The 24,130-nt window shown below is 72.2% G+C and carries 21 protein-coding genes; 15 read left to right on the top strand and 6 right to left on the bottom strand.

The genetic code is table 11. The features are described from left to right. The first annotated feature begins 220 nt into the window (after nt 1–220). From ACFYMU_RS28505 to ACFYMU_RS28495, 3 genes are all read left to right on the top strand, one after another. Nucleotides 221–910 (top strand): alpha/beta fold hydrolase, encoded by a 690-nt coding sequence (locus tag ACFYMU_RS28505; protein ID WP_388378972.1) that lies wholly within the window; start codon nt 221–223, stop codon nt 908–910. Nucleotides 911–993: 83 nt separating this feature from the next. Next, a complete protein-coding gene (locus ACFYMU_RS28500) occupies nt 994–1,635 on the top strand; it encodes a TetR/AcrR family transcriptional regulator (RefSeq protein ID WP_388378969.1) in 642 nt (213 codons plus the stop codon). A 179-nt stretch (nt 1,636–1,814) separates the two neighbouring features. Further along, nucleotides 1,815–2,675, top strand: coding sequence for an alpha/beta fold hydrolase (locus ACFYMU_RS28495; protein ID WP_388378966.1), 861 nt, complete (start codon nt 1,815–1,817; stop codon nt 2,673–2,675). 23 nt (nt 2,676–2,698) lie between these two features. Here the strand turns inward: ACFYMU_RS28495 and ACFYMU_RS28490 are convergent, their stop codons facing one another. Further along, nucleotides 2,699–3,577 carry a methyltransferase domain-containing protein gene (locus ACFYMU_RS28490; protein WP_388378964.1) on the bottom strand — a complete coding sequence of 293 codons (879 nt, stop codon included), beginning with the start codon at nt 3,575–3,577 and terminating at the stop codon, nt 2,699–2,701. A 428-nt stretch (nt 3,578–4,005) separates the two neighbouring features. On the opposite strand from ACFYMU_RS28490, the gene ACFYMU_RS28485 reads away from it, so the two are divergent. Then, entirely contained in the window at nt 4,006–5,247 is a 1,242-nt protein-coding gene (locus ACFYMU_RS28485) for a TIGR04053 family radical SAM/SPASM domain-containing protein (protein WP_388378961.1), read from the top strand. A 97-nt stretch (nt 5,248–5,344) separates the two neighbouring features. Here ACFYMU_RS28485 and ACFYMU_RS28480 read toward each other — a convergent pair whose 3' ends face one another. Next, on the bottom strand, nt 5,345–5,518 hold the full coding sequence (locus tag ACFYMU_RS28480; protein WP_388378958.1) for a CsbD family protein: 174 nt from the start codon (nt 5,516–5,518) through the stop codon (nt 5,345–5,347). Nucleotides 5,519–5,723: 205 nt separating this feature from the next. Between ACFYMU_RS28480 and ACFYMU_RS28475 the strand changes: the two genes are divergently transcribed. Beyond that, nucleotides 5,724–6,617 carry a hypothetical protein gene (locus ACFYMU_RS28475; RefSeq protein WP_388378955.1) on the top strand — a complete coding sequence of 298 codons (894 nt, stop codon included), beginning with the start codon at nt 5,724–5,726 and terminating at the stop codon, nt 6,615–6,617. On the opposite strand, the gene ACFYMU_RS28470 is transcribed toward ACFYMU_RS28475, so the two are convergent. The 3 genes from ACFYMU_RS28470 to ACFYMU_RS28460 all read right to left on the bottom strand — a co-directional run bounded on the left by ACFYMU_RS28470 (nt 6,599) and on the right by ACFYMU_RS28460 (nt 8,733). Further along, complete coding sequence (locus ACFYMU_RS28470; protein WP_388378952.1) at nt 6,599–7,066, bottom strand: hypothetical protein; 468 nt, start codon at nt 7,064–7,066, stop codon at nt 6,599–6,601. The genes ACFYMU_RS28475 and ACFYMU_RS28470 overlap by 19 nt on opposite strands. Before the next feature lie 173 nt (nt 7,067–7,239). Continuing rightward, nucleotides 7,240–7,764, bottom strand: coding sequence for a hypothetical protein (locus tag ACFYMU_RS28465; RefSeq protein WP_388378949.1), 525 nt, complete (start codon nt 7,762–7,764; stop codon nt 7,240–7,242). 159 nt (nt 7,765–7,923) lie between these two features. Beyond that, nucleotides 7,924–8,733, bottom strand: coding sequence for an SGNH/GDSL hydrolase family protein (locus ACFYMU_RS28460; RefSeq protein ID WP_388378947.1), 810 nt, complete (start codon nt 8,731–8,733; stop codon nt 7,924–7,926). Between the two features lie 377 nt (nt 8,734–9,110). Between ACFYMU_RS28460 and ACFYMU_RS28455 the strand changes: the two genes are divergently transcribed. From ACFYMU_RS28455 to ACFYMU_RS28445, 3 genes are all read left to right on the top strand, one after another. Further along, nucleotides 9,111–9,473, top strand: coding sequence for a bifunctional 3-phenylpropionate/cinnamic acid dioxygenase ferredoxin subunit (locus tag ACFYMU_RS28455; RefSeq protein WP_388378944.1), 363 nt, complete (start codon nt 9,111–9,113; stop codon nt 9,471–9,473). After that, complete coding sequence (locus ACFYMU_RS28450; RefSeq protein WP_388378941.1) at nt 9,470–10,633, top strand: NAD(P)/FAD-dependent oxidoreductase; 1,164 nt, start codon at nt 9,470–9,472, stop codon at nt 10,631–10,633. Before ACFYMU_RS28455 ends, ACFYMU_RS28450 begins: the two co-directional genes overlap by 4 nt. Before the next feature lie 130 nt (nt 10,634–10,763). After that, nucleotides 10,764–11,894: an aromatic ring-hydroxylating dioxygenase subunit alpha gene (locus ACFYMU_RS28445; RefSeq protein ID WP_388378939.1), complete on the top strand. Its 1,131-nt coding sequence runs from the start codon at nt 10,764–10,766 to the stop codon at nt 11,892–11,894. Nucleotides 11,895–11,914: 20 nt separating this feature from the next. Here the strand turns inward: ACFYMU_RS28445 and ACFYMU_RS28440 are convergent, their stop codons facing one another. Continuing rightward, the gene (locus tag ACFYMU_RS28440) at nt 11,915–12,661 is read right to left on the bottom strand and encodes an IclR family transcriptional regulator (RefSeq protein WP_388379046.1); all 747 of its coding nucleotides are present in this window, start codon (nt 12,659–12,661) and stop codon (nt 11,915–11,917) included. 203 nt (nt 12,662–12,864) lie between these two features. Between ACFYMU_RS28440 and betA the strand changes: the two genes are divergently transcribed. The 7 genes from betA to ACFYMU_RS28405 all read left to right on the top strand — a co-directional run bounded on the left by betA (nt 12,865) and on the right by ACFYMU_RS28405 (nt 24,124). Further along, the gene (gene betA, locus ACFYMU_RS28435; protein ID WP_388378936.1) at nt 12,865–14,547 is read left to right on the top strand and encodes a choline dehydrogenase; all 1,683 of its coding nucleotides are present in this window, start codon (nt 12,865–12,867) and stop codon (nt 14,545–14,547) included. Nucleotides 14,548–14,633: 86 nt separating this feature from the next. Beyond that, nucleotides 14,634–16,103: an aldehyde dehydrogenase family protein gene (locus ACFYMU_RS28430; protein WP_388378933.1), complete on the top strand. Its 1,470-nt coding sequence runs from the start codon at nt 14,634–14,636 to the stop codon at nt 16,101–16,103. A 20-nt stretch (nt 16,104–16,123) separates the two neighbouring features. After that, nucleotides 16,124–17,212, top strand: a complete 1,089-nt coding sequence (locus tag ACFYMU_RS28425) for a glycine betaine/L-proline ABC transporter ATP-binding protein (protein WP_388378929.1) — start codon at nt 16,124–16,126, stop codon at nt 17,210–17,212. Continuing rightward, nucleotides 17,212–19,182, top strand: coding sequence for an ABC transporter permease (locus ACFYMU_RS28420; RefSeq protein WP_388378926.1), 1,971 nt, complete (start codon nt 17,212–17,214; stop codon nt 19,180–19,182). The genes ACFYMU_RS28425 and ACFYMU_RS28420 overlap by 1 nt, the downstream gene beginning before the upstream one ends. A 13-nt stretch (nt 19,183–19,195) precedes the next feature. Beyond that, entirely contained in the window at nt 19,196–20,158 is a 963-nt protein-coding gene (locus ACFYMU_RS28415; RefSeq protein WP_388378924.1) for an ABC transporter substrate-binding protein, read from the top strand. 277 nt (nt 20,159–20,435) lie between these two features. Continuing rightward, nucleotides 20,436–22,895 carry an FAD-dependent oxidoreductase gene (locus tag ACFYMU_RS28410; RefSeq protein ID WP_388378921.1) on the top strand — a complete coding sequence of 820 codons (2,460 nt, stop codon included), beginning with the start codon at nt 20,436–20,438 and terminating at the stop codon, nt 22,893–22,895. Further along, entirely contained in the window at nt 22,892–24,124 is a 1,233-nt protein-coding gene (locus ACFYMU_RS28405; RefSeq protein ID WP_388378918.1) for a sarcosine oxidase subunit beta family protein, read from the top strand. Before ACFYMU_RS28410 ends, ACFYMU_RS28405 begins: the two co-directional genes overlap by 4 nt. Nucleotides 24,125–24,130 lie beyond the last annotated feature (6 nt).

Here is a 24,130-nt window from a genome sequence, read left to right as displayed (position 1 = left end):
TGAGGCGTGAATCACAGTGCGCTGCCAACATAGCGGAAACCGCTCCCCTGCCTCCCGCGAGTCGGCACCGGCAGGGCGGTCCCCGGCTCCCGGATGTAGCACCCGCCGTTGCCGGACGGTGTGTTGGACGGCCTGTTGGACAGTGTGTCCAATCTCTTCTAGGCTCCCGTGCGAGCGCTGAGGAGCGCCATGGCCGTCCGATCGTGAGAGTGGAGTGTCCGTGACTGCTGCTGGAGTTTCCCGACCGACCCTGCTGCTGGTGCACGGGGCCTGGCACGGCGCCTGGTGCTGGGAGAAGCTGACCCCCGTGCTCGGTGCCGACGGCTGGACGACCCGGACGGTCGACCTGCCCAGCGCCGGGCGGGAGGCCGGTGTCCGGGACGACGCGCGCGTGGTGCTCGACGAACTGGAGCGCATCGACGGGCCGGTGGTGGTGGTCGCCCACTCCTACGGCGGCATACCGGTCACCGAGGCCGTCGCCGACGCCGCCCATGTGGCGCACGTCGTCTACCTGGCGGCGTACCGGCTCGATGTCGGCGAGAGCCTCCTCGGGTACCACGGCGCGCCGGTGCCGCCGGAGCCGCACGGATTCCAGCCCGTGCCCCGTCAGCCGGTGCCGATGTTCTACACGGACGTGCCGCAGGCCGAGGCGGAGGAGGCGACGGAGCGTCTGGTGCCGCAGAGCACGAGGTCCTTCAGCGAGCCGCTGACCCGGGCCGGGTGGCACACCGTCCCGTCGACGTACGTGGTCTGCGAGCGGGACCGGGCGCTGCCGCCGCAGAACCAGGAGGAACTCGCCGCCAGGACCGGCACGGTCCACCGCATCCAGAGCGACCACTCACCGTTCCTCTCGATGCCGGAGGAGTTCGCCGTCCTCCTCGCGAAGATCGCGCTGGAGTCGGCCGGCTGAGCGGGCCACGCCCCGCCTCGGCGGGCCGCCCGGCCCGACGGCACGGGCCACGGCCCCTTCCACCGGCTCCCTAGGATGACGGCATGGCTTCCACCACTCGACGACCTTCCAGCGCGGCCGACCGGCGGGCCGCACTCGAGCAGCGGATCCTGTCGGCGCTCGAAGAACTCCTGCGCGGTGGTGCGACGTACACGGAGCTGAGCGTGGAGCAGATCGCGCACGCCGCCGGGATCTCGCGCTCCACCTTCTATCTGTACTTCCGCGACAAGGTCGACGTCCTGCTGCGGGTGAGCGGGTCCCTCAAGGCGCGCAGCTACGAGATCGCGGAGGCATGGCGGCCCTGCGGCCCGGACGGCGGGGTCGAGGGTCTGGCGCGGACGTACGAACTCATCGTGCGGCACTACCGCGAACACGCGGCACTGCTGTCCGCGATCCACGAGGTGGCCGCGTACGACCCCGCGGTCCGCGAGGCGTGGGCGGCGCACCAGGACCGTTTCATCGACAACCTGGTGACGGTGCTGAAGGAGGAGCAGCGGGCGGGCCGTACATCCGCGGACGTCGTCCCCGAGCTCGCCGCCACGGTGATCGTCCAGGGAGGTGGGGAGGTCATCGCCCGGCAGGTCTCCGGCGGGGACGCCGGCGACGACGCGCTCGTCGCCCAGGAGTTGGCCCACGGCTACTGGCACGGGGTCTACCGCCGTCCGGACACGCGCCCCGCCCGCTGACGCCGCGGCCGCGGTCCGGTCGTGCCCCGGCCGGCCGGCGGGCACCGTGTCCTGAGGGGCGCGCCGATCGCCGTCCTTCACCCGTCCACCCGTGACCCGAATGGAGGACCCGGCCGGGACGACCGGCGCGGAAGGGTGAACAGTGAGGTGTCGTAGGCGTCGAGGAAAGCGAGCACGGCATGTCAGCTTCCGGGAACCCCGGCATACGACGCCGGGAACGCGGTACGCGCCTCGCGGCGGCGGCGTGCGCCGCGGCCCTCTGCACGGCCTGGGCGGCCCCGGGTGCCGCGGGCGGCTCCGTCGGCGGCGGCACGTCCGGGACGAAGCCCACCATCGTCCTCGTGCACGGGGCGTTCGCGGACGCCTCCAGCTGGAACGGGGTCGTCGAGCGGCTCGAACGCCGCGGCTATCCCGTCATGGCTCCCGCCAATCCGCTGCGCGGCCTGTACGGCGACTCCGCCTACATCGCGTCGGTGCTGGACGGCGTCAAGGGCCCGATCGTGCTGGTGGGCCACTCGTACGGCGGCGCGGTCATCAGCTCGGCGGCCGCCGGCGCACCGAGGGTGAAGGCGCTGGTCTACGTGTCGGCGCTGATGCCCGACAAGGGCGAGAGCGGCATGTCACTGGCCGTCAGGTTCCCGAGCGAACTCGGCACCGCCACCCGGTCCGTGAAGTACCGGGCCGGCAACGGGATCCAGGGGACCGACGTGTACCTCCGGCGGGACAGGCTCCACCAGGTCTTCGCCGCCGACCTCCCGGAGCGCACGGCGAGGCTGCTCGCGGCGACCCAACGACCCGCCGCCACGGCCGCGTTCTCCGAGAAGGCCCGGGCGGCCGCCTGGCGGCACATCCCGTCGTGGTTCCTCGTCGCGAGGCAGGACAGGACCATCGACCCGGACCAGGAACGCTTCGAGGCGCGGCGGGCGGGTGCGCACACGGTGGAGATCGACTCCTCCCACGTGGCCATGATCTCCCACCCCGGCGCCGTCACGGACCTCATCCTCCGGGCCGCCGGGGCGGCGGGCTCCACCCGGCGGTGACCGGCCCGCCCCGGACAGCGTGCTCACCCGGCGGCCGTCGGCGTCCCGCCGGTGGGCCGGGGCGCGGCCGGGGCGGGGACGGCGATCAGGCCGAGCGCCCCCAGATGGGCCCGGTGCCGGTGGAAGACCCGCCGCATGTGCAGTGCCCGGCGCCGGGCCGCCGGGTCCCGCAGGGCGCGGCCGATGACGTCGAGGGCTCCGTCGGCTCCCTCGTCGGCGACGAGCCGTCGCGTCCCGAGAAGGGCCATCGGCACCGTCTCCCGGGCGACGACGGTGAACCCCTCGGCGGCCAGCAGGTCGCTCCAGCCGGCCGGGGTCAGGGGCCGGGCACCGATGTGCATGGCCTCGCACAGATCCGCCGTGATCTTCTCGGCGCGCGCCCGGTCCAGGTCGTCGGGCAGCAGGCACAGTTCGTGGAGGGCGTACCGGCCGCGGGAGCCGGCGAGGAGCCGACGCGCCTCCCGCACGATCCGCCGCTTGGCGGGGTCGGGCTGCATCGTCAGCATCGCCTCCCCGTACACCACGGTGGCGCAGCCGTCGGGCAGACCGGTGGCCGCGGCGTCCGCGCGCACCGCGCGGACCTCGGTCGGGCCGGGTGCCGTCAGGGTGCCCAACGCGGCCACGGCCGCGGCGTCACGGTCGACGGCGGTGTAGGTGGCGGGCGCGCAGGCGAGTGTCAGCCGGGCGGTGGCCCCCACCCCGGCGGCCAGTTCCACCACCCGGTCGTCCGGTCCCACGCCCAGTCGGTCGAGCATCCAGCGCGTGAGGCGGAGGCCTCCCGGGCGCGGGACGCGTCTGCCCAGGCGCGCGAGGGCCCGGTGGCCGGGCAGCCGGGTGGCTGCCGAGCCGCCGGCGGGTGGGCGGGTGTGCCGGGAAGGCCGTCCGCGATCGGTGCCAGCCATGCTCGTGCCTCCCTCGGCCTCGGCCCTCGCGATCGCCGGGGCCGTACAGGCAAGGCTAATTTCGTTGTTTGTCTCCGTATGGGGCCGAACGTCCCCATCGAAGGGACCACCGGTCCGGCCACGAAGAAGGCCGGGGCCGGTCACGAAGGCCGGGGCCGGTCACGGACACGGCGGAACGAGGGACCAACGGCCCCGGCGGGAGGGCCGGTCGGCCGTGGGGCCGGACGCCGGGCGCGGTGCAGGCTGGCGGGTGATCGAACCGGAGGTAGCCGCATGTACGACCGCACCGAACGCCGGCCCGGCCCTGTCCGTCCCTGGTCGAGACCGGCGCGACGTGCGGTCCGTACCCCCCGGTGCGGTCATCGTCCGGCCGCCCCGCACGTCTGCCCTGACTCCCGGGCGGCCGGACGTACGGCCGGCAGGCCGCGGTGAGCGGCGGGCGGGCGGTGCGCCGCCAGCGCCAGGACGTGGCCGACAAGCCGTTCATCGTGATCTGGGAGTCCACCCGGGCCTGCCCCCTGGCCTGTCTGCACTGCCGCGCGGAGGCCGTCCCCGACCGGGATCCGAGGGAGCTGGACACGGACGCGGCCAAGGACCTGATGGGTCAGGTCGCCGCCTTCGGGCAACCCGCCCCGCTGTTCGTGATCACCGGGGGTGATCCCTTCCAGCGCCCCGATCTGCTGGAGCTCGTCGCGCACGGCAAGGAGGCGGGAGTGCGGGTCGCCGTGTCGCCGTCCGGCACCCCCACCCTGACGCCCGAGCGGTTGCGGGCCGTCGACGAGGCCGGAGCGGTCGGGCTCTCGCTCAGCCTGGACGGCTCGACGGCCGCACTGCACGACGGGTTCCGCGGTGTGCCCGGCGTGTTCCGCTGGACCCTCGACGCCTGGGACGCGGCCCGCGAGCTGGGCATGAAGGTCCAGATCAACACCACGGTCACCCGGCGCAACCTCGACGACCTGCCGGACGTGGTCCGCCTCGTCCATGATCACGGGGCGATGCTGTGGAGCGCCTTCTTCCTCGTGCCGACGGGGCGTGGCAAGGTACTCGGGGCACTGACGGCGGGCGAGACCGAGGACGTCCTGAACTTCGTGTACGACGTCGGTCTGACCGTGCCCGCCAAGACCACCGAGGCACACCACTTCCGCCGTGTGGCGCTGCAGCGGCGGATACTGGCGGACCTCGGCGAGGACCATGAAGAGGCGCTCCGGCTCGGTCCGTTGTACCGGCGGCTGCGCGACCGCATCGGTGAACTGGGGCTCGACACGGGGGAACGGCGCGTGCGCCGCCCCCCGCTGGACGTCAACGCGGGCCGGGGTTTCGTCTTCGTCTCCCACACGGGGACCGTGCACCCCAGTGGGTTCCTCCCGCTGGGTGCGGGCAGCGTGCGTGAGCGGCCGCTGACGGACATCTACCGCTCGTCGGAGCTGTTCACGGGCCTGCGCGACGCCGACCGGCTGGGCGGCCGGTGCGGCTCGTGCGAGTTCCGCCAGGTCTGCGGCGGCTCCCGTTCCCGGGCCTACGGTGTGACCGGCGACCCGTACGCCGAGGAGCCGTGGTGCGGTTACGTTCCCGGATCCTTCCCGCGCCAGCGGGAGTTGGCCGCCCTCCTGTCCGGGGGCGCGACCGGGAAGGCGGACGGCGCGCCGTCCCCCGCGCGAACGGCGCGGTGAAGGCCGCGTACGAAGGCCCCGCCCCGGCGGTCCGCCGCCCCGGCGGACCGGGCCGGGGGACCGGCGGGGCGGGATTCCGCCGGCGGGGTCCCGCTCGTCAGCGCCGGAAGGCGTCCTTGGCCTTCTCCTTGGCCTGACGCGCGTCGCCCTTCGCCTTCTCGGCCTGTCCCTCGGCCGTCATGCGCTCGTTGCCCACCGCGCGGCCGACTGTCTCCTTGGCCTTGCCCTTGGCCTGTTCCTTCTTGGCCTTGGCCTTCTCGTCTCGTGCCACCGCTGCTCACTCCAAGCCGCCCTCGACTCCCGGGTCACAGACCGAGTGACCGCGTGCCCGCCGGGCAAACACGACCGAGGGCCGAGCCCCGCAGCCCCGGGGTCCACCACGGTTCTTATGACAGCCGTCATGAGAATGTGCTATGACAACCGTCATGACCGGTGGGCGGTGCAAGGACCGCGGAACAGCGGAGCAAGGGGGAACGGTGAGCGACGTCTCGTCCCGATCGATGTGGGAACTCGCCGAGCCGGTGCACGACCTCGTGTACTTCACCCCGGAGGCGGTGCGCGCCGCCGACGAGGCGGGGATGCGGGGCTTTTGGATGGGATACGTCGCGATGCGCGCCGCCCCGCTGGGACCGGTGCAACCGGCGGTGGTGACCAGCAGCTTCTATGTGTTCCACCCCGACCGGGTGACCCGGGCACTGCCGGACGCGTGGCGGTACGCCACACCGTCGGACGTCCTGGCCGCACGGGAGCGGGCGGTGGATCTCGCCATGCGGCGGCTGTACGGGCAGGACGCGCTGCGCGACGCGTCGATCGCGGAGGCGGCGGATCTCGCCTGGGACGCGGCCCGGGCGGCCGACACCGCCGGGCGTGTGCTCGCAGCCGCCAATCAGGCCCTCGAACGGCCGGCCGAGCCGCGTGTGCGTCTCTGGCAGGCGGTGACCACACTGCGCGAACACCGGGGCGACGGGCATGTCGCCGTACTGGTGAGCCGCGGCATCGGCCCGGTCCAGGCGCTGGTGCTCAAGGCCGCCGCCGGGGAATCGGACGGCGCGATGCTGCGCGAGGGCAGGAAATGGGACGCCGCGACCTGGCACGCCGCGGAAGCGGAGCTGCGGGAGCGCGGATGGCTCGACGACGAGGGGCGTCTGACCGCCCGGGGAGCGGGCGAGCGCCGTGCGATCGAGGACGCGCCCGATGCCGCCGCCGAGGGGCCGTGGCGGGCCGTGGGCCCGGCCGCGACCGCACGACTCGCCGAGCTGCTCGCCCCGTTGGCGCGGACGGTGGTGGAGGCGGGACTGATCCCTCCGGGCAACCCCGTGGGGCTCACCGGGCCCCTGCTCGGCGGTTCACGTCAGTTCCACAGGGGGTAGGTCTCCACGCGCCCGTAGCCGCTGGGCCGGCCGTCGGTGTAGATGAGGCTCATCCGGGCGTAGTGCCGCACCTGCGGGTGCTTCTTCCAGGGCCGCGGGTCGTCGAGCCGCACGATGACGCGGTACGAGTGGAACCTGCCCGCGGCGCAGTACGGCACGCAGTCGTTCACCACGTTCACACCCTCGGCCACCGCCGAGCCGGCGCCCCAGCTCGACCAGTGCAGCGAGGTCAGCAGGCTGTTGCCGTCACCGCAGGCGATCATGAAGTCGCCCGGCTCCAGTTGAGGGCGCCAGAAGCAGTCGACGAGCACAGGGTCCCCGGCCTGCTGCCGCTGCGCCGTGTGCGCGGCCGGCGCCGCCCCAGGGGCGGCGGAGGCCGTCCCCATGGCTCCCACGAGCGATGCGGCGGCGCAGAGTGCCACCGCCGTGCTCACCATGTGTCTCCGCATGTCCGCTCCCGGCTCGCTGTTCTCCGGATCCATGCGCCCCTGCCCGGACCGACTTCTTCCACCGACGCTACGACCGTGCCAGGGGATGCACCACTCGTACAGCCGCCACGCCGTGCCACCGCGCGACCGTCGCCCGGGCCGGTGGCCGCCCCGGGCGACGGTCGCCGACGGGGTCAGCAGCCTCCGCAGTTGTAGTAGAGGACGTCCCAGTGATTGCCCTCGTCGGCGTAGATGTTGCCGGCGCCGGACTGGTACTGGGGCGCGCCGTCGCCGCGCAGGCCGATGTACGTGAACGTGCCCTTCACGTAGTTGGTGACACAGGTGTTCTTGCCGTAGTCGAGCTTGTAGCCGTTCCAGTGCGAGTAGGTGCCGCTGGCGTGGCCGGTCTCCGTGCCGCCGGTGATGTTCAGCGCACAGCCCGATGCGCCCTTGAGGGTCTGGGCGCCCTGGGCGGTGGCCAGGTTGAGCTGCTCGAAGGACGTGCAGGTCGAGTTGTTCCGGTCGGAGCAGTTGCCGGAGGACGACCAGGTGATGCCCACCTGACGGAACATCGAGGTGGCGGTGGCGTGGGAGATCTTGGTGACGGTGACGGTCTGGGCACCGTCCTGGGCGGCGAGGGCGTCGCCGGCGCCGCTGAGGACGGCGAGCCCGGGGGCGACGGTGAGCGCGAGAGCGGTGAGGGCGGAGCGGATCTTCATGCGAGGACCTCCTGCGGTCGGGCCGTGCATCTCGTGGGGTCGGCGGTGCAGGTGGTGCATGGAGATGATGCCCGAGGTCTACGCGCGTCCGCCAGAGGGCGGGTCCCGCCACCCGCCGCGGAGGCGGGGTGGGGGCGGACGTCCACGGCCGGACGGAGCTCAGGCCGTGCCGCTGAAGACGGGGAGGTAGCCCTCGGACTGCCCGAGCACCGTGGGGTGGTACGACTCGACGGGGGCGAGCCAGTTGACGCTGCGCAGCCAGGGGCTGCCGGAGCAGATCTCGTGCCCGGAGAAGGCGGGGGCGACGTCCGCGAAGGTGAACCCGTGGTCGGCGGCGCGTTTCGCGATCACGCTGTTGAGATTGTCCACGGCGTCGTTGACGGCGGAGCGTGCGGCCTCCGGCAGGCCCGCCACGCAGGTGCCCTTGAGCCGGTACAGGCGCGGATAGCCGAGCACCACGACGTGGGCGGCCGCGGCCTTGCTCCTGATGGCCGTGTAGAGACGGTCCAGGTCGTGCGGGAGGGTCCGGTCCATGTACGACCGGGCCTCGGCGACGACGCTCTGGCACGCGGTGTTGCCCCGCAGCACGCACGTCGTCATGACGTCGCCGAAGCCCGAGTCGCTGCCGCCGACGGTGATGCTGACCAGGCCGGTGCGGGTGCCGAGCGGGCCGAGCTGCTTGGCCAGCACGTCGCTGGTGCGTGCGCCGTTGCACGCGGTGAAGCTGAACGACGACGGCGCATGCGCCGCGGCCCACAGGGCGGGGTACGCCCGGGCGCTGCGCAGGCAGCCGGCACTGGAGTTCAGGTAGCTGCCGGTCCCGACACCGGAGGAGTAGGAGTCACCGAGGGCCACGTACCCGGTGGCCGCCGTGCGCGGGGTCGCCTGTGCCGAGGCGGCACCGGTGACGGTGCAGGCGGCGGCGAGAAGGAAGGAGGACATGCATGCCGCGATTCGGGACTGTCTCATACACCTCCCTTAGCACGGCCCGTTCGCCCCGGCCGCCACGGTCGTGCCGCCGTGTCCTGCCCGGTGGAGAAGCGTCCGCGGCCGTGCGGCCCTCTGAAACCCCCCGCCGCCGGGGGGCTTTCGCCGCACCGGCGGAGCGCGACGGCCCGCCGTGCCCAGGAGCGGGCTTCACCCGAAGGGCCGTCACCCGCCCGGCGGCGTTCCGGCCGCGGCCCGACCGGCGCGCACCGACCGGGAGAACCGTCCTTCGGCGCCCCGGTGACGCAACTTCGACCCGCTGTGGGGCCTGCACTGCGCTCCTTGACAAGGGTTCGAGGGCGCCCGCAGACTGATGTTGCGCTCATCGCAATCCGTTTCGCTATACGCACCGAGGTGTCATGATGATTCCCGCGTGCCGTCTCGCGGATCTGCCGCGAGGCGAGGCTCTCCGGCTCGACGTCGATCCGCCGGTCTCGGTGTTCCACACCGACGACGGCGAGCTGTTCGCCATCGACGACACCTGCACCCACCAGGACGCCTCGCTCGCCGACGGCTGGCTGGAGGGCTGCGAGGTGGAATGCCCGCTGCACGCCTCCACGTTCGACCTCCGTACCGGCGCCGTCGACGCCCCGCCGGCCAGACTCCCGGTGCGCACCCACCAGGTCCTCGTCGAGGACGGCATGGTCTACGTCCGGCTGTCCACGCAGGCCCCCGACCTGCCGCCGTGCGGCGCGTCCCGTCTCGCCGGGGGCGCCGCGTGAGGACCGTGGCCGTGGTGGGCGCCTCGCTGGCCGGCCTGTCGGCGGCGCGTGCGCTGCGGAAGCGGGGGTACGACGGGCGGCTCGTCGTCATCGGGGACGAAGTCCACCGCCCGTACGACCGGCCGCCGCTGTCCAAGGAGTTCCTGTCCGGTGCCCTGGGCGAAGCGGATCTCGTACTGGAGACGGACGACGAGGACCTCCGGGCGGAATGGCTGCTCGGCACCCGCGCCGCCGGGCTCGACCGGGCCCGGCGCGCCGTACGGCTCGCCGACGGTCATGAGGTGCGGGCCGACGGGGTCGTCATCGCGACCGGGGCGGTCGCGCGCCGGCTGCCGGGCGCCGACGGCCTGGCCGGGGTGCATGTGCTGCGCACCCTGGACGACGCCCGCACCGTGCGGGACGAACTGGCCCGCGGCGGACGGCTGGTGGTGATCGGCGCCGGATTCGTCGGCGCCGAGGTCGCCTCGACCGCCCGCGCCCTCGGGCTCGACGTGACCGTCGTCGAGGCGGCCCCGGTACCGCTCGCCGGACCGCTCGGCCGGGCCATGGGCGGCGTCGTCTCCGCCCTCCACGCCGACCACGGCGTACGGCTGTCGTGCGGCGTGGGCGTCAAAGGGCTGAGCGGCGAGAGGCGTGTCGATGCCGTGCTGCTCGAGGACGGCCGCAGCGTCCCCGCCGACACCGTGGTCGTCGGCGTGGGTGCGCGGCCCTGTGTCGAGTGGCTGAAGGGATCCGGCGTCGTGCTCGAGGACGGCGTCAGGTGCGGCGCGGACGGCCGCACCGGCGTGGGCGGTGTGGTGGCGGTCGGCGACTGCGCCTCCTGGTACGACCCCCGCATCGGCCGTCACGTCCGGGTCGAGCACTGGACCGGCGCGCGGGAACGCCCCGACGCCGCCGTGGCCGCGCTGTTGTCCTGGGGCGCGGTGGAACCGGGCGCGCCCGGGCCGCCGTACTTCTGGTCCGACCAGTACGGCGTGAGGATCCAGTTCGCCGGTCATGCGGCCGGTGCGGACGGCGTGACCGTCGAGGAGGGTGCCGTCGACGACCGCTGCTTCCTGGCCGTCTACCGGCGTGCCGGCCATCCGGTCGCCGTGCTCGCGATGGACCGGCCGCGGCTGTTCGCCTCCTGGCGCAAGAGGCTCGCCGGCGCCAGGGCGTGACACCGCCGGCGCCGTGTTCCAGGCTGCGCCTTCCTCCGGTGCGCAGCACCGTCCCGTCCGTGACACGGTCCGGAGCCGCTCTTCCCGGCGCGTGAACGACCGATCCACGACGTTTCCCGAGGAGTGCACCGTGACCTCGACCAGCCTGCCCGAGAGCCTGATCGCCACCCTTCCCGGCTCCTCCTACACGGACCCCGGGATCTTCGCCCAGGAGCAGGAGCGCATCTTCGAGAGGATGTGGTTCTGCGTCGCCCGGTCGTCCGACCTGGCCAGGCCCGGAGCCTTCCGGACCGTGGACGTGGGCCGCGAGAGCGTCCTCGTCACCCGCGCCCGCGACACCTCCGTCCGCGCCTACCTCAACGTCTGCCGGCACCGCGGGGCCAGGATCTGCACACAGTCGTCCGGCGAGGTCAAGCGGGCCTTCCAATGCCCGTACCACGCCTGGACGTACGACCTGACGGGGAGACTCGTGGCGGCGCCCAACCTCACCAAGATGCCCGACGTGAGCCGCACCGAGTACGGCCTGGCGGCCGTCGCCGTCCGCGAGTGGCTCGGCTATGTCTGGGCGTGCCTGGCGGAGGACCCGCCCCCCTTCGCGGAGGTCGTCGACGAGGTCGTCACCCGCCTCGGCGACGCGGAGGCGATCGAGCACTACGACATGGCCGCCCTCGCGGTCGGCAAACGGATCGTCTACGACGTCAAGGCGAACTGGAAGCTCATCGTCGAGAACTTCATGGAGTGCTACCACTGCGCCACGATCCACCCCGAACTCACGGAGGTGCTCCCCGAGTTCGCCGACGGCTACGCCGCCCAGTACTACGTCGGCCACGGCGCCGCGTTCGGTGCGGGGATCCAGGGCTTCACCGTCGACGGCTCGCCGGGCCTGGAGCGCATCCCCGGAGTGTCCGAGGAACAGGACCGCCGCTACTACGCGATCACCGTCAAGCCGCAGGTGTTCATCAACCTCGTCCCGGACCACGTGATCTTCCACCGGATGTACCCGGTGGCCGTCGACCGCACGGTCGTCGAGTGCGACTGGCTCTACCTGCCCGGAGTGGTGGAGGGCGGCAAGGACATCAGCCGCTCCGTGGAGCTCTTCGACCGGGTCAACCGCCAGGACTTCGACGCCTGTGAGCGCACCCAGCCCGGAATGAGCTCCCGGCTGTACGCCGAGGGCGGCGTCCTGGTGCCCAGCGAGCACCACATCGCCGCCTTCCACGACTGGGTGCACGAGCGCCTGGGCACCCGGCCGCCGCAGTAGCCCCTGGCGGCGGCCGCGGCTCAGCCCAGGTGGCCCATCCGGTGGCTGATCTCCTCCGCGCCCTTCAGCAGCAGCGGCGCCAGTTCGCGCATGCGCTCCTCGGTGAACCGGTACGACGGTCCGGAGGCGCTGATGGCGGCGATGACCCGGCCGTCCCGGTCGCGGATCGGCGCCGCCATGGCGTGCAGCCCGATCTCCAGTTCCTCCAGCGTCAGGGCGTAGCCGCGCTCCCGGGCCTCGGCGAGGTTCTTCTCCAGCTTCGTCCTCGCGGTGATGGTGTGCGGCGTCGCCTTCTTCAGGCCCGCCTCGGACAGCAGCGCGGCACGCTCCGCCGCGGGCAGGTACGCCAGCAGGACCTTGCCGCTGGACGTGGCGTGCAGCGGGGTCAGCTGGCCGACCCAGTTGTGCGCCGCGACCGCCCCCGGGCCCCGCACCTGGTAGAGGTTGACCGCGTAGCGCTCCTGGAGCACCGCGATGTTGACGGTCTCCCCGATCTCCTCCGCGAGGCGCTCGCAGACCGGGCGGCCCTGCTGGGTGATGTCGATCCGGCCGGTGACCGCGCCCGCCAGGCGTACGATCCCGAAACCGAGCCGGTACTTGCCGCGCTCGCCGGCCTGCTCCACCAGGCCGCGCGCCTCCAGGGCCCCGAGCAGGCGGAACGCGGTGGACTTGTGGACGTCGATCTCGGCGGCCACTTCGCTGACACCCGCCTCGCCGCGCTGGGCCAGGATCTCGAGGACGCTGATGGCCCGGTCGACGGACTGCACCCCGCCGGCCTGCGGGCCCGTCGTGTCGATATCTGGACTGTAGTTGCTCACAGCGAAACTATACGCGCAGTAAACAACGTGGACGCAAGCAACGCGAGGGCCGTGCAGAGCCCGCCCAAGTTGCGCTCAACGCAACCTGGTGCGCATTACGCTACCGTATTAGCATGCCTCGCGTATCGACGGCGCGAGCGAGACGAGGCAGCATGGCTCCCTTGCAGTACGACTTCGTCATCGTCGGCGGTGGATCGGCCGGCAGCGCACTGGCGAACCGGCTCTCGGCCGATCCCGCCCACCGGGTACTGGTGCTGGAGGCGGGCCGGTCCGACTACCCGTGGGACGTCTTCATCCACATGCCCGCGGCGCTGACCCACCCCATCGGCAATCGCTTCTACGACTGGAAGTACGAGTCCGAACCCGAGCCGCACTTGGGCGGCCGGCGCATCTACCACGCCCGCGGCAAGGTGCTGGGCGGCTCCAGCAGCATCAACGGCATGATCTTCCAGCGCGGCAACCCCATGGACTACGAACGCTGGGCCTCCGGTCCCGGCATGGAGACCTGGGACTACGCCCACTGCCTGCCGTACTTCCGGCGGATGGAGAACTGCCTCGCGGCCGACCCCGACGACGAGTTCCGCGGCCACGACGGCCCCCTCGTGCTCGAGCGCGGCCCCGCCACCAACCCTCTGTTCACCGCCTTCCTGGAGGCCGTCCAGGAGGCCGGCTACCCCCGCACCGACGATGTCAACGGCTATCGGCAGGAGGGCTTCGCGCCCTTCGACCGCAATGTGCACCGCGGCCGCCGCCTCTCGGCCGCCAAGGCGTACCTCAGGCCCGCGATGAGGCGGCCCAACCTCACCGTCGTCACCCGCGCCCTGGTCACCCGCGTGCTCTTCGAGGGCAGGCGCGCCGTCGGCGTCGAGTACCGGCGCGGCGGCGGTGCCGCCCGGCAGGTCCGCGCCGGTGAGGTCGTCCTGTGCGGCGGCGCCGTCAACTCCCCGCAGCTGCTCCAGCTGTCCGGCGTCGGCAATGCCGGCGAACTGGCCGCCCTCGGCGTCGACGTCGTCCAGGACCTGCCGGGCGTCGGCGAGAACCTGCAGGACCACCTGGAGGTGTACGTGCAGTACGCCTGCAGGCAGCCGGTCTCCGTGCAGCCGTACATGGCGAAGTGGCGGGCCCCCCTCATCGGACTGCAGTGGCTCTTCCGCAAGGGCCCGGCGGCGACCAACCACTTCGAGGCCGGGGGCTTCGCCCGCAGCAACGACAGCGTGGACTACCCCAACCTGATGTTCCACTTCCTGCCCGTGGCGGTGCGCTACGACGGCTCCTCGCCGGCGGGCGGCCACGGGTACCAGGTGCACGTGGGCCCCATGTACTCCGACGCCGTCGGCTCCGTGAAGATCAGGAGCAGGGATCCGCGCGAGCACCCGGCGCTGCGCTTCAACTACCTCTCCACCGCCCAGGACCGCCGGGAGTGGGTGGAGGCGATCCGTGTCGCCCGCAGGATCCTCAACCAGCCCGCACTCGCCCCCTACAACGACGGCGAGATCTCCCCGGGGCCCTCCGTCGGGACCGACGAGGAGATCCTCGCCTGGGTCGCCGAGGAGGGCGAGACCGCGCTGCACCCCTCCTGCACCTGCCGGATGGGCACCGACGAGATGTCCGTCGTCGACCCCCTGAGCATGCGGGTGCACGGACTGGACGGGCTCCGCGTCGTGGACGCGTCGGTGATGCCGTACGTCACCAACGGCAACATCTACGCACCGGTGATGATGATCGCCGAGAAGGCGGCGGACCTCATCCTCGGCGACGAGCCCCTGCCGCCCTCCGCGGCCGTGTACTACCGCCACCCCGACGCCCGGAAACGGGCGAGCGGGCCAACCCCTTGACGTATCTCCCCTGATTCGCCAGGGTGTTTCACCACGAGCAATACAATGCACGATGCGCAACGAATTCCGGTTGAAGGGATCGGCGCGTGGCAGACCTGTACGTGGACGGAGAATGGCGCGCCGCGGTGGCCGGCGGTCACCGCGGGATCCGGTGTCCCGCGGACGGCACGCCGGTGGCGACCGTGTCCGAAGGGACACGCCCCGACACCGAGGCGGCGATCGCCGCGGCCCGCCGGGCCTTCGACGACGGACCCTGGCCCCGCACCCCCGAACGCGAGCGCGGCGCACTGCTCCTGCGCACCGCCGACATCATCGAGCGCGACGCCAAGGAGTTCGCCCGCGCCGAGTCGCTCGACACCGGCAAGCGGCTGGTGGAGAGCGAGTACGACACCGCCGACGTCGTCTCCTGTCTCCGCTACTACGGCGGCATCGCCGGCACCAGCGCCGGCCGGGTGGTCGACACCGGCCGCGACGACGCCCTCAGCCGGATCACCTATGAACCCGTCGGGGTCTGCGGCCTGATCACCCCCTGGAACTACCCGCTGCTCCAGGCGTCCTGGAAGGTCGCCCCCGCCCTCCTCGCCGGCAACACGATCGTCCTCAAGCCCAGCGAGCTCACGCCTTCCACGGCGATCCTGCTGATGCGGGCGCTGCAGGAGGCCGGACTGCCGGCCGGAGCCGCGAACCTGGTGCTCGGCGCCGGACCCGAGGCGGGCGCACCGCTGTCCGAACACCCGGCGGTCGACATGGTCTCCTTCACCGGAGGTCTCCGGACCGGCCGGCGCATCATGGCCGCCGCCGCCCCCACCGTGAAGAAGGTCGCACTCGAACTCGGCGGCAAGAACCCGAACGTGGTCTTCGCCGACGCCGACTTCGACACGGCCGTGGACTTCGCGCTGACCGCCGTCTTCCTCCACTCCGGACAGGTCTGCTCGGCCGGCGCCCGGCTGATCGTCGAGGACCGCCTCCACGACGCCCTCGTCGACGAGATCGTGCGCCGCGCCCGCCGGATCCGCCTCGGCGGCCCCTTCGACCCCGAGGCCGAGACCGGACCGCTGATCTCCGCCGCACACCGCGAGAAGGTCGAGGCGTACGTCGCCGCGGGCGTCGCCGAGGGCGCCGTGCTGCGCTGCGGCGGCGCCCGCCCCGACGACCCCGCGCTGGCGGACGGCTTCTACTACCCGCCCACCGTCCTCGACGGGTGCGGGCAGGACATGCGCGTGGTGCACGAGGAGTCCTTCGGACCCGTGCTCACCGTGGAGCGCTTCCGCGACGAGGACGACGCCGTCCGCATCGCCAACGACACCGCGTACGGACTCGCCGGAGCCGTGTGGACGCAGGACGCGGGCAGGGCCCAGCGGGTCGCGCGGCGGCTGCGCCACGGCACGGTGTGGATCAACGACTACCACCCCTATGTGCCGCAGGCGGAATGGGGTGGCTTCGGGCACTCGGGCGTGGGCCGCGAGCTGGGCCCCACCGGCCTGGACGAATACCGGGAACCCAAACACGTCTGGCAGAACATCCACCCCCGGCCGCAGCACTGGTTCCGCGGCTGAACGCCGAAGAGAGGCCGATCGTGACCCCCTCGCAGACCGAGGTGCCGCAGCGGCGCGGCACAGCCCAGGACTCGGACGGCACGCCGGTCATCTCCGTGCGCGGGCTGTGGAAGGTGTTCGGGCCGAAGGCCGACCAGGTGCCGGAGTCCGAGGAGCTGTGCGGGCTGACCCGCCGCGAGCTCATGGACCGCACCGGATGCACCGCCGCCGTACGCGACGTCACCTTCGAGGTCTCGCCCGGCGAGGTCTTCGTCGTCATGGGCCTGTCCGGCTCCGGCAAGTCCACGCTGGTGCGCTGTCTGACCCGGCTGATCGAACCCACCGCCGGCGAGGTCGTCTTCGAGGGCGAGGACATCCGGGGCGCCGACACGAGGCGCCTGCGCGAACTGCGGCGCAGCAAGTTCTCCATGGTCTTCCAGCATTTCGGGCTGCTGCCCCACCGGCGGGTCGTCGACAACGTGGCGTTCGGCCTGGAGATCCGCGGAACGGGCAGGGCGGAGCGCACCCGGCGGGCCCTGGAGGTCGTCGAACTGGTCGGCCTCGCCGGCTACGAGAACTCCTACCCCGACCAGCTCTCCGGCGGCATGCAGCAGCGCGTCGGCCTGGCCCGGGCGCTCGCCGGCGACCCGGACGTGCTCTTCTTCGACGAACCCTTCTCCGCCCTCGACCCGCTGATCCGCCGCGACATGCAGAACGAGGTCATCCGCCTGCACCACGAGGTCGGCAAGACCATGGTGTTCATCACCCACGACCTGTCCGAGGCGCTCAAGCTCGGCGACCGCATCCTCATCATGCGGGACGGCAGGACGGTGCAGTGCGGCACCGGTGACGAACTCGTGGGCGCCCCCGCCGACGACTACGTACGGGACTTCGTCAGGGACGTGCCGCGCGCCGACGTGCTGACACTGCGCTGGATCATGCGCCCGGCCGGCCCCCACGACGCCCTGGACGGGCCGGAGCTGGGTCCGGACGTCGTGGTGCGGGAAGCCACCCGCGCGGTGCTGGCGGCCGAGAAACCGGTCAAGGTCGTCGAGGACGGCACGCTGCTCGGGATCGTCGGGGACGAGGAGATCCTCTCCGTGGTCGCCGGGCGGGAGGGCGGTGCGTGATGGCCGCCGCCGACGCGACCGCACCGAGGGCGGCCGTACGCGGGATCAGCCGCCGCACGGTCGTGGCGGCGATCCTGATCGCCTGGCTGGCGCTCTTCGCCGTGCTGCGCGGCCGGCAGACGCTGCCCCTCGCCGCGGCCGACCTCACCGCGCTGCACCGCTGGTTCAACGACGTCAACGACGCGATCGGCGCCCACCGCAACTCCGATCCGCTCTTCCTCTACTTCTTCAACGAGATCCGGCTGGTCATCGACAACCTGGTGACCTTCGTCCAGTCCCTCGTCTCCCGACCCGCAGGCGGCCGCCCGGTGCCGCAGATCGGCTGGCTCGGCGTCGTCGGCCTCACCGGCTGTGTCTCCTGGGCCGTCGCCAACTGGCGGGTCGCCCTGCTGGCCGTGGCCGGCTTCACCTTCCTCGGGCTGCAGGGCCTGTGGCAGGAGAGCATGGACACGCTGGCGCTCACCCTGTCCGCGGTCCTCGTGGCACTCGTGATCGGCATCCCGCTCGGCCTGTGGGCCGGACTGTCCGACCGCTTCGACCGGATCATGACGCCGTTCCTGGACTTCATGCAGACGATGCCGACCTTCGTCTACCTGGCCCCGCTGACCCTCTTCTTCCTCATCGGTCCGGCCTCCGCCACGATCACCACGCTGATCTACGCGGCGCCGCCCGCGATCCGCATCACCGCGCACGCCGTCCGCTCCGTCCCGCGGACCACCGTCGAGGCGGCCGACTCGCTCGGGTCCACGCGCCGTCAGACCCTGGTGAAGGTCCTGCTGCCGATGTCGAGGCGGACCGTGGTGATGGGCGTCAACCAGACCATCATGGCCGCCCTCGCCATGGTGACCATCGCCGCCCTGATCGACGCGCCCGGACTCGGCAAGACCGTCGTCCAGGCCCTGCAGTCCCTCGACGTCGGCACGGCCTTCAACGCGGGCCTCGCCATCGTCGTCATGGCGATCGTGCTCGACCGCGTCACGACCGCGGCGAGCGGACGCGAGGAGGCCGCCCGGCGCTCCGGCAGCCGCTTCCTCACCTGGCGGCGGCCGCTGCTGGCGCTCGGCGCGGTCGTGGCCGCGGTACTGGTGTACCTGTCCCACACCTATGTGTGGGCCGCCGAGTTCCCGGGGCGGGGCGGCACCGGCAGGGCCGTCGCGAGCGCGGCGGACACCGCGACCACCTGGGCGCAGGACCATCTCTCGGGCCTCACCAACGCCTTCCGGGACGCCGTCACCAACGGTCTGCTCAACCCGTTCCAGTCGCTGCTCACCGACTCCCCGTGGTGGCTGGTCGGCGCCGCCCTGACCGGGCTGGGCGCGGTGCTGGGCGGACGGCGCGCCGGAGCGACCACGGCGGTCTGCGTGGGTCTGCTGGTCGGCACGGGCGTGTGGTCGGACGGCATGACGACGCTGGCCTCGACCGTCGTGGCCACCGTGCTGGTGATGCTGCTCGGCGTCGTCGTCGGGGTGTGGATGGGACGCAGTGCCCTCGTCGACCGGGTGGTGCGGCCCACGCTGGACGCGGCGCAGGTGATGCCGCCGTTCGTCTACCTCGTGCCGTTCCTCGCGCTCTTCGGCGCCACGCGCTTCACCGCGATCGCCGCGGCCGTGGTCTACGCGGCACCCGTGGCGATCAAGATCATCGCGGACGGGGTGCGCAACGTGCCCGGGACCACGGTGGAAGCGGCCACCTCCGCCGGGTGCAGCACCTGGCAGATCATCACCAAGGTCCAGCTGCCGATGGCACGCGGCGCCCTGACTCTCGCGACCAACCAGGGGCTCATCTACGTGCTGTCGATGGTTGTGGTGGGCGGCCTGGTGGGGGCAGGCGCCCTCGGCTACGACGTCGTGGCCGGCTTCTCGCAGGGCGAGCTGTACGGCAAGGGACTGGCGGCGGGACTCGCCATCGTACTGCTCGGAGTCATGTTCGACCGGATCACTCAGGCAGCTGCGCGACGCACCAGCGCATAAGGAGCGCGACACCATGGCAAGACACTGGCGAGCCGGCGCGGCCGGCCTGGCCGTCCTCGGCCTCATCCTCACCGCCTGTTCCGGAGCGAAGGTCGGCGACAGCTCCTCCGCCGGCTCCAAGGGCTCGGGAAAGTGCGGCACCTTCAACCTCGCGGTCAACCCGTGGGTGGGCTACGAGGCGGACGCGGCGGTCGTCGCGTACGTCGCGCAGCACGACCTCGGCTGCACGGTCACCAAGAAGGACCTCAAGGAGGAGATCGCCTGGCAGGGCTTCGGGACCGGCGAGGTCGACGCCGTCCTGGAGAACTGGGGCCACGACGACCTGAAGAAGAAGTACATCACCGGCCAGAAGACCGCGGTCGAGGCCGGCCGGACCGGCAACAAGGGCATCATCGGCTGGTACGTGCCGCCGTGGCTGGCCGAGGCGCACCCCGACATCACCCAGTGGAAGAACCTGAACAAGTACGCCGGCCGGTTCAAGACCTCCGAGTCGGGCGGCAAGGGCCAGCTCCTGGACGGCGACCCGTCCTACGTCACCAACGACGCGGCGCTGGTGAAGAACCTGGACCTGGACTTCAAGGTGGTGTACGCGGGCAGCGAGACCGCGCTCATCCAGGCGTTCCGCAAGGCCGAGAAGAACAAGGAATGGGTGATCGGCTACTTCTACGAGCCGCAGTGGTTCCTGTCGGAGGTGCCCCTGGTCAAGGTCGACCTGCCCGAGTACACGACGGGGTGTGACGCGGTGGCGGCGAAGGTCGCCTGCGACTATCCCGTGTACGACCTGGACAAGGTCGTCAGCGCCAGGTTCGCCGCGTCCGGCGGCCCGGCCTACGACCTGGTGAAGAAGTTCCACTGGACCAACGAGGACCAGAACACCGTCGCCCGGTACATCGCCGTGGACCGGATGACGGCCGACGCGGCGGCGAAGAAGTGGGTGGAGTCCCACCGGGACAAGGTCGACGCCTGGCTGAAGTAGCCGAGGTCACGGCGGCGCCGCCCCCGCTCCGGGACCGGCGGCGGCCGCCCTCGCACCAGGGCGTGTCGCGAAAGCGGACGACGCCGCTCTCGCAACACGCCCCAGCACCCGAACGCCCCGTCACGGGCCCGGCAGGCTGCGCCGACAGCCTGCCGGGCCCGTCGCGTTCCGGGCCGTTTCCCGAGGTCGGGGCCCCCTTGACACCCATCCGCACGGCAGGCACATTGAGTTGCGCAACCTGAATCATGTTGCGTAGGCAGCAACTGGAGGTGTGGTGATGGCGGGACCCCGAGTGGTCGTCATCGGAGCGGGGGTCGTGGGAGCGGCCCTCGCCGACGAGATCTCCGAGCGAGGCTGGACCGATGTGACCGTGGTGGACCAGGGCCCGCTCCCGGCCACCGGAGGATCCACCTCGCACGCCCCCGGCCTGGTCTTCCAGACGAACGCCTCCAAGACCATGACCGAACTGGCCCGCTACACCGTCGAGAAGTTCCGCTCCCTCGACGTCGACGGCAAGCCCTGCTTCCTGCAGGTCGGCGGCCTCGAGGTGGCGACCACGCCCGAGCGCCTCGCCGAACTCCACCGCCGCCACGGCTGGATCACCGCCTGGGGGGTCGAGGCACACCTCCTCGGCCCCCAGGAGTGCGTCGAGCGGCACCCGCTGCTCGACCAGGACAAGGTCCTCGGCGGCCTGCTGGTCCCGACGGACGGCCTGGCCAAGGCCGTCCTCGCCGTCGAGGCGCAGATCCGCCGGTCCCGCGCGCGCGGCGTGCGCTTCCTCGCCCGCCACGAGGTCCTCGACGTGCTCCACGGCGCGGGCCGGGTCACCGGCGTCCTCACCGACCACGGCGAACTGCCCGCCGACATCGTCGTGTGCTGCGCCGGCATCTGGGGCCCGAAGGTCGCCCGCATGGCCGGCATGGACCTCCCGCTCACCCCGCTCGCCCACCAACTGGCCTGGACGGGCCCCATCCCCGCCCTGGCGGGCCAGACCGAGGAGGCGGTGCGCCCGATCCTGCGGCACCAGGACGCCGACCTCTACTACCGCGACCGCTTCGACGGGCTGGGCATCGGCTTCTACGGGCACCGCCCGATGCCGGTGGCCGCCGACGACATCCTCTCCGTCGACGACGCCGACGCGATGCCGTCGGTCCTGAAGTTCACCGAGGACGACTTCGCCGACGCCTGGAGCGAGACCCGGTCGCTGCTTCCCGCAACGCGCCGGGCCGAGATCGAGGAGGGCATCAACGGACTGTTCTCCTTCACCCCCGACGGGCTGCCGCTCCTCGGCCAGTCCCCGGACGTCCAGGGCTTCTGGGTCGCGGAGGCCGTCTGGGTCACCCACTCCGCCGGAGTGGGCCGCGCCGTGGCCGAGTGGCTGGTGGACGGCCACTGCTCGTCCTTCGACCTGCACGAGTGCGACGTCAACCGCTTCGAGCCGCACCAGCTCGCCCCGGAGTACGTCCTCGCCCGCGACTGCCAGAACTTCGTCGAGGTCTACGACATCCTGCACCCGCTGCAGCCCTCGGGACATCCGCGCCCCATCCGCACCAGCCCCTTCCACACCCGCCAGCAGGACCTCGGCGCGTTCTTCCTGGAGGCGAACGGCTGGGAACGCCCGCAGTGGTACGAGGCCAACGCCGCGCTCACCGAGGGCCGCGGCATCCCGGTCCCCAACGACTGGGCCGCCCGCTACTGGTCGCCCGTCGTCGGCGCCGAGGCACAGGTCACCCGCGAGACCGTCGCCCTGTACGACATGACCGCGCTGAAGCGGCTGGAGGTCGCCGGGCCCGGTGCCGCCGCGTTCCTGGAGCGGATGTCCACCGGAAAGGTCGACAAGTCCGTGGGCTCCGTCACCTACACCCTGCTGCTGGACGAGGGCGGCGGCATCCGCAGCGACATCACCGTCGCCCGGCTGTCCCCCGACCTCTTCCAGGTCGGCGCCAACGGCAACGTGGACCTCGACCGGCTGCGGCGCCACCTGCCCGCCGACGGCTCGGTCACGGTGCGCGACATCACGCCCGGCACCTGCTGCATCGGACTGTGGGGGCCACTGGCCCGGCACGTGCTGCAGCCCCTCGCCGACGCCGACTTCTCGAACGACGGCCTGAAGTACTTCCGGGCCAGGCGCGCCCACATCGGTTCCGTGCCCGTCACCGCGATGCGCCTGTCGTACGTCGGGGAGCTCGGCTGGGAGCTGTACACCACCGCGGACCTCGGCCTGAAGCTGTGGGACACGCTGTGGCAGGCGGCCAGGCCCCTGGGCGGCATCGCCGCCGGCCGCGGCGCCTTCAACAGCCTGCGCCTGGAGAAGGGCTACCGCTCCTTCGGTACCGACATGACGTACGAGCACGACCCGTACGAGGCGGGGCTCGCCTTCGCCGTCAAGCTCGACAAGGGCGACTTCGTGGGACGGGCCGCACTCGAGCGGCGCCGGGCCGACGTGCGGCGCAGACTGACCTGCCTGACCATCGACGACCCGCGGGCCGTCGTCATGGGCAGGGAGCCGGTGTACGACGGCGACCGGGCCGTCGGTCATGTCACCAGCGCCGCCTACGGCTACACCATCGGCAAGGGCATCGCCTACGCCTGGCTCCCCGCCGAACTGGCCACCACCGGGAACACCGTGCACATCGGCTACTTCGACCAGCGCGTCGAGGCGGTCGTCGCCGACGAGCCCCTGTTCGATCCGACCATGTCCCGTCTGCGCGGCCGGAACGACGGAGACACCCGATGAGCCCCCGCACCCCCGGCGCCGATCTCCCCGACCACCCCGACCGGCTGTGGCGCACGCCCGAGCCGCGGCGCTCGTACGACGTGGTGATCGTCGGCGGCGGCGGACACGGCCTCGCCACCGCCCACTACCTGGCGAAGAACCACGGCGTCACCGACGTCGCCGTCCTGGAGAAGGGCTGGCTCGCGGGCGGCAACATGGCCCGCAACACCACCATCATCCGTTCCAACTACCTCTGGGACGAGAGCGCCGGCCTCTACGAGCACGCCCTGAAACTGTGGGAGGGACTGGAGGACGAGCTCGACTACCCCCTCCTCTTCTCGCAGCGCGGCGTCCTCAACCTCGCGCACAGCCTCCAGGACGTCCGCGACGGCGTGCGCCGCGTCGAGGCCAACCGGCTGAGCGGCGTGGACGCCGAATGGCTCGACGCCCGAGCGGTCAAGGACGTCTGCCCGATCGTCGACATCTCACCCGACGTGCGCCACCCGGTCCTGGGCGGCACCTACCAGCCGCGCGGGGGCATCGCCAAGCACGACCACGTCGCCTGGGGCCTGGCGCGCTCGGCCGACGCCGCCGGTGTCGACATCATCCAGAACTGCGAGGTCACCGGCATCGACATCGTCGGCGGCCGGGTCGTGGGAGTGCGGACCACGCTCGGGCCCGTCGCGGCGGGGAAGGTGGCGCTGTGCTCGGCCGGCCACACCTCCGTGCTGGCCGCCATGGCCGGCATCGAACTCCCGCTGCAGAGCCACCCGTTGCAGGCAGTCGTCTCCGAGCTCCTGGAACCGGTGCACCCGACCGTGGTGATGTCGAACGCGGTCCACGTGTACGTCAGCCAGGCGCACAAGGGCGAGTTGGTGATGGGCGCGGGTGTCGACGCGTACAACTCCTACACGCAGCGCGGCGCCTTCCACGTCATCGAACGGCAGATGTCCGCCGCCCTGGAGCTCTTCCCGGTGTTCGCCCGGGCCCATGTGCTGCGCACCTGGGGCGGGATCGTCGACGTCACCCCCGACGCCTCGCCCGTCGTCGGCCTCACCCCCGTCGACAACCTCTACCTCAACTGCGGCTGGGGCACCGGAGGTTTCAAGGCCACCCCGGGCGTCGGCTGGGTCTACGCCCACACCATCGTCCACGACGCCCCCCACCCCCTCAACGCCCCCTTCTCGCTCGACCGTTTCACCACCGGCGCGCTCGTGGACGAACACGGTGCGGCGGCGGTGGCCCACTAGGGAGCC

This window comes from Streptomyces sp. NPDC007264, from assembly GCF_042869095.1.
Classification (GTDB): domain Bacteria; phylum Actinomycetota; class Actinomycetes; order Streptomycetales; family Streptomycetaceae; genus Streptomyces.
The sequence above is the reverse complement of the archived record's forward strand: the minus strand, read 5'-3'. Positions and strand labels throughout refer to the sequence as shown.